This window comes from Burkholderia sp. Nafp2/4-1b (assembly GCF_003635165.1).
In the GTDB taxonomy this organism is placed as follows: Bacteria; Pseudomonadota; Gammaproteobacteria; order Burkholderiales; family Burkholderiaceae; genus Burkholderia.
This window is the reverse complement of record NZ_ML058653.1, coordinates 1-3257: the sequence shown is the minus strand read 5'-3', so window position 1 is coordinate 3257 and position 3257 is coordinate 1. Positions and strand designations below refer to the sequence as shown.

Annotated in this window: 2 protein-coding genes and 1 pseudogene; all 3 read right to left on the bottom strand. The window is 66.9% G+C overall.

The window, feature by feature from the left end:
• Window positions 1-123 (bottom strand): annotated as a pseudogene (locus C7H84_RS37715) (oxidoreductase); the annotation flags it as partial.
• An 8-nt stretch (window positions 124-131) separates the two neighbouring features.
• Window positions 132-2534 (bottom strand): phage tail tape measure protein, encoded by a 2403-nt coding sequence (locus tag C7H84_RS34735; protein ID WP_121863026.1) that lies wholly within the window; start codon window positions 2532-2534, stop codon window positions 132-134.
• A gap of 98 nt (window positions 2535-2632) precedes the next feature.
• Window positions 2633-2935 carry a phage tail assembly protein gene (locus tag C7H84_RS34730; protein WP_121863025.1) on the bottom strand — a complete coding sequence of 101 codons (303 nt, stop codon included), beginning with the start codon at window positions 2933-2935 and terminating at the stop codon, window positions 2633-2635.
• Window positions 2936-3257: the final 322 nt, after the last annotated feature.

Below are 3257 nucleotides of genomic sequence, written 5' to 3'. Positions count from 1 at the left end.
CGTGTCGACCGTGTTTTGGCTGGCCGGCCGGTTGCGATCGGCCACGCGCGCCAGGTGCTGCACGCGCTCGGTTGCGAAACTCGTTTGCGTCGCGGCCTGCGTGATCGTCTCAATTACATCCATCGTGTTTCCTACAGATGCGGACTGTCGAACAGCGCCGCGTGGCTGTTGGCCTTGCGCTGATGCTCGTCCATCATGCGCGTCAGCACCGGGCTCACGCGCGCGAGGAACTTGTCCGCGGCATCCGTTTCATTCGCCTCGACGCGCACGTGGAACACCGGCGCAAACGTGTTGGTCTGCTCGAGGCGCGGGCCCGACCCGGGCGCCGCGGCGACCTTCTCGAGTCCCTTGAGCTTGGCGACCGCTTCGGCTGGCAGCGAGGCCGGCTCCGCACGCGCGAATGGCCGGCGCGCGATTGCGCGCAGCGCCTTGTCGCCCGCAAACGTGCCAATCGCCCCGCCGACCACACCCGCGACCGCCGCGCCGATCGGGCCGCCGAGCGCGCCAATTGCGGCGCCGATCTTCGCGCCCGCCAGGCCGCCGGCCAACTGACCGGCAATCCCCGAGAACTGCTCGGCCTTACGCGCGCGCGTATCGCTGCCGACCGCTACGCCGTATGCGTCCTTTGCCGCCAGTCCCAACTTCAGCGCCGTGCCGGCCAGCGCGAGCTTGCCCGCGTAGGGCATCACACGGCCGAGCACGGCCCGGCCGGCACCGATCACACGACCGATGCGGGAGGTGGGCTTCGCGGCACGTTTTCCAGAGGGCTTACCGATCGACTCGCCGAGCGCACTGCCGGCGGCTGGGAGGTTGACGACGAACACACGCTGCACCGCTCCAGGTGCGCCCGGAGTGCCGGCCGCAGCACCGAGCGTATCGAGCGCGCGGCCAACCACCCCACCCTTCGCGCGCCCGCGCGCACCGCCCCGTGCGAGCACCGCCCCGCGCGCCAGATCCATCGCGCCACGCCCGAGCGTCCACACCGCCTTGACGCCGCGCAGCGCCACCGCCGCACCGAGCACGCCCACCACCGCCGCCGTCGCCTTCGGCGCATGCTCGGTCACCGTTTGCAGCCCGGCACCCAGTGTGTTCGCGCCCCGCCCCACTGCATCCGTGACCGGCCGCAGCGCGTCGCCCAGGCTGCGCATCGCATCGTCCCAGCGCTGTCCCACCTCGCGCCAGATTTGCTTGCTGGTCGCGCGCCGCGCCTCGAGGTCCTCGCGGATCTCGCCGCTGGCCTGCGCGGAGTCGCGCTTCAGGTTGCGGTACAGCTCGGCATGCTGCATGTAGCCGGTCAGCGCCGCCTTCACCTGCATGTCGTTAAAGAGGTCGCCCGTCTTCATCGTCTCGGCAAACGCGGCCATCTGCGCCTGGCGCTTCGTCGGGTCCATCTCGCGATTGAACTGCTGCGCCGCAGCGGCGAGTTGCTTGGCCTTCTCAGGATCGACCCGTTCGATATACGCGCGTGCGAGCACGAACGACGCCTCCATCGTCGACCAGCCCTTGCCGATCGCCTCGCGCATTTTGCCCTGGTAGTCGACCCCGGCCTTGGCATAGTTGCGTTCGGTTTCACCCGAACCGATCTTCGAGAACCAGTTTTTTAGGTTATTCGCCGCCTCGTCTGCGCTGCCCGCCGTCTTCATCTGCACCTGCAGCATTGCGCCCAGCTGGGTGACGGCATCCTGCCCGCTAATCCCCAGTTTCCGCATCTCCGCGAGCAGCACCGGGAACCAGCGCGCCATGTCCGCCGACTCGAACGAGCCCGCCTTGCCCAGGTACGCGATCGACTCGAGCGCCTGCGCCATCTGCCGAGGATCGGTCACGCCCGCGTTCTGCTGCAGCGCCTGGATCATCTTGGCGGTCTCCACGCTCGTCGCGCCCTGGCCGATCGCAAACCGCGCGACCAGCGGCGCAAAATTCAGCGCCCGCTCGAGGTCCATGCCGCCAGCCACCATCTGGTTCACCGCATCGGCCAGTTCATTGCGGCCGATCCCGTTCGTCGCCGCGTCGCGCCGGATCCGCGTGCCCATCGTCGCCTCTTGCTGCGTGCGCGCGATGCCCGCCTTGATCGCAATATCGCGGATGATTGCCTGATAGTTCGCCGCGATCGTGGCCGGCACGGCGAGCGCCCCCGTCAATTTCATTGCATCGCCGATCGTGCCGCGCGCCGCTTCGCGCCCGGCCATCAGCCGTTGCTGGCCGATCGCCTTCAGCTCGAGCCCGCGCACGGTGCGCCCCAATTTCGCATACGCGCGATCGAGCCGCCCGACCTCGAAACCCGCGTCGCGCAGCGTGTGTAAATTGCGCTCGAGCTGGCGGCGTATCCCGTCGGCCGTGCGGTCCCCGCTGCGCTGCAGGCGCCGGAACGCGTCCTGCAACTGCAGCGTCTCGCCGATCTGGCGCTGCCAGAGCCGTGCGTCGTTCGCGCGACGCTTCAGGCTGTCGATGCGCGAACCCGTATCGGCGATCGCGCGGCCGAAGGTCGACGACACGGCCCCGCCGATCACGATGCCCAGTGCAATATTGCTTGCCATGTCGGTTCCTTCAGTTCCCTCAGTCCATTCAGTCGGTGAGCCACCACACCACGTCGTCGAGCGTCAATTCATCGATCGACGCGGGTGACATGTGCAACTCAGCCGCCAGGCGCCTGGCCAGCACCTTGAGCGTCTTGCTGTCGAGTGTTGCGTACGGTTCGAAACGAGTAGTACGCGTCTTGCACGCGTTCGTAGTCGGCCAGGTCCATCGCCTCGAGCTCGTCGGGCGCGACCTCGGCAAGCGACGCGAACAGGATCAGCTCCTGTTGCTCGGGATCGTTCGGGGCGAGTTTCTGCGCGCCGCGCATGTCGCGCACCTTCGGGCGACGCAGCGTGAGGCGATCACACGACACGCCATTGAGTTGAATCGGGTACGTCAGGGTCACGGTGACCTGGTCCATTCAGGGTTCCTCAAATAAAAAATGGCGAACGAGCGGTCCGCCATTCGATTGAAATAAAAATCCACGGGAGCTTACGAACCGGTCATGCGAGCTCGCGTTCAATGAAGTGGTTTTAACCGGTCTAAGGATGCACTTCGCAACCATGTTTCCCGTAGCGAGTCATTCATTTCAGCGCTGGTCACGTGATTTACGGCGCGTCGAGGCGACATTCGGGCAGACGCGCAATGTCAATCAAGGTGGGGGAGCCCGCCAGATCCCGGATGACGACCCTTGCCGGTCAATTCGCGAGTTGGCGGCGCCGTGCCCAGCGCGAACAGCGTGA

Coding starts and splice junctions, on each gene's coding strand:
- C7H84_RS34735 (WP_121863026.1), bottom strand. CDS start 2,534: ATGGCAAGCAATATTGCACTGGGCATCGTGATCGGCGGGGCCGTGTCG.
- C7H84_RS34730 (WP_121863025.1), bottom strand. CDS start 2,935: ATGGACCAGGTCACCGTGACCCTGACGTACCCGATTCAACTCAATGGC.